Raw genomic sequence first — 2,265 nt, forward strand, 5'->3', positions numbered from 1 at the left:
GCCCACATCTGGCGAGAAGCCGTTACCGTAGCTGCCCTCGAAGAAGATGTCGAAGGCGTAATACTTGAATTCGGCCAGCAGGCTGTGGTGCTGGAAGTAGGCAAGCAAGGGGGCGCCTATCAGCGCCAGTCCCAGCAGGCTGGAGAAGAGCAGGGCGAAGGCGCAGCGCCACTGTTCGCGCAGGCACCAGTGGCAGAACAGCACCAGATACCAAGCGCCCCAGAAGGCGCCGTTGTTGGTGCGCATCCAGGCTACGATGGCAAAGGTCAGCGCCGCCACCAGGGCCGGCCCCCAGCTGAAGCGCTTGTCCAGCAGCATGGTGATGAAGGCCCATTGGGCGAGGAGGGCCAGATGGAAGGTCCAGTCCTCGGTCATGTTGCCGTAGTAATAACGGGTGCTGTAGAGCGCCAGCACCGCCAGTATGCTACCGAGGCGTGCGCGCAGGGAGAGGCCGAGCTGGCCGAATGCTTGCCAGCTGGCCAGCAGACCGAGCCAGCAGAGCGCCCACTCCAGCAGCCAGATCCCGAAGAAGCCACCCAGGTGGTAACCGAGTGCATTGAGGGCGAAGATCATGGGGCCCTTGATGTCGACCATGTCCCGGTAGAGCACGCCCCCCTCACTCCACATCTTGCCCATCACAGCGAACAATGAAGCATCGAAGCCGGGGGCCATGCCATGAAACAGCGGGTTGCGCAGGCAAAACAGCAAGGCCAGCAGGCCAGTGAGCAGGATCACCAGCGGCCTAAGGCCCGGATTGACACGAGGAGGGGTAAAGCGGATGACATGATTCATGGGTGACCTGTTCCAGCTGGGAAGTCTCGAAAGCGGGCCTATCTTGCCGAGCCTGACTGCGCTATGCAATGGGCGTGGCAGATGTGCTTGAAATAATTTGCAAAAGTGCCGCCTTCTGGCAAGAAAGCGGCACTTTTTATGACAAACGTGGCAGAAGTGGTGTTCTGAGTCCCACTGGGTTCACGACATGGCGCCAGGGCCCTGATACACCAGCAGCGGCGGCATGACACTCAGCTCGGGCAGATAGCGGGCCCAGCGGATGAAGGCATCCGCCAGCGTGATGCCGAGCTCCTGATTGTGCTGGGTCAGGGTACGGGCCAGCGCCGTGTAGCCCTCCTTGCCGGAGGCGGTATAGGCGCTTGATACCCCCCGGTAGATAGCATCGGCCTCGACCGGCTGCCACTGACCCGGGCTCGCCTCCCACTCCAGCCGGGTGATCCTGGCCCCTTTGGGCTTGTCTGCCTGGTAGCTGAAACGGACGCCGGCAGTATAAGGGAAGCTGCCGCTGCCGTTACCTGTCACGCCGTTGTTGGTGGCGTTGTCGATGGCCCCCTCCAGCGCCTCGGCCAGTTCATGGCCGTGCACCCGATAGAGGGTGAGCGGAATGGCAAAGGGCAGCAGGCGACCGGCGATATCCGCCTCGCTGAGCGGCCCGGGTTCGAGGGCGCAGCGCACGCCCCCTGCGTTGTGCAGGGCGAAATCCACCTGACCGACCTGCTCACGGGCACCGGTCAGCATGGCGTGGGCCACCAAGGGGGCAACTTGGCTGCCGGCTGGCAGGTTGGCGTCGGGCAGGCGCTGATGGTGCAGTGGCCCGGCGAGCCGGGTCACAATGCGCTGGGTCATGGTTTCGAGCTCGGGCCGGTAGCGCTTGGCCAGATGCGCCTCAAGTTCAGGCGCCGGCTTGCAGAAGTGCAGACCGGCCGGCGGCACAGAGTCAAACGGCCAGGGTTGCCAGGGCAGCCACTCCAGCTGGCCCTGGCTGCGCCGCACTCGGCCGCGCGCGTCAAATTCCAGCTCGCACACCCCGAGGCAGAGCGCGCTGTGGGCCGCATGCAGTATGGCGACGTCGTTCACCATCAGCGGATAGCTGCCGTCGCTCTCGAGCCCGAGCGGAGCCAGATCCCCCAGCTGACTGTGAGTGTGGCCGCCGATGATGAGGCTGAACTCGGGAAAGCGAGCAGCCAGGCGCTTGTCCTGCTCAAGCCCCAGATGGCTCAGCAAGATGATGTGGTGAATGCCTTCGGCCTTGATGTCGCTGATCGCGGCGACCAGCGTCTCCTCGATGCCGTGAAAATGGGTATAGGCATCCGGATTGGCGATGGCGGCCATCTGCGGCAGTGTGATGCCGAGCAGGGCGAAGGGCACTCCGTCTATGATGCGTTTGTGCCAGGGGCGCCTGGCGTCATGGAGCATGGGCAGGCCCCTCAGTCGCAACGGGGTATCGGCCGGTTCCTGACTGCTGTCCAGGTT

Annotated in this window: 1 protein-coding gene and 1 pseudogene; both read right to left on the bottom strand. The window is 63.8% G+C overall.

Annotated features, from left to right (window positions below):
* A pseudogene (locus AAC083_RS16655) lies at positions 1 to 792 on the bottom strand (hypothetical protein); the annotation flags it as partial.
* 180 nt (positions 793 to 972) lie between these two features.
* A partial coding sequence (locus AAC083_RS16660) for a bifunctional metallophosphatase/5'-nucleotidase (RefSeq protein WP_108537190.1) occupies positions 973 to 2,265 on the bottom strand: 1,293 nt, incomplete at its 5' end.

This window comes from Aeromonas sp. HMWF014 (genome assembly GCF_963878295.1).
In the GTDB taxonomy this organism is placed as follows: Bacteria; Pseudomonadota; Gammaproteobacteria; order Enterobacterales; family Aeromonadaceae; genus Aeromonas; species Aeromonas popoffii.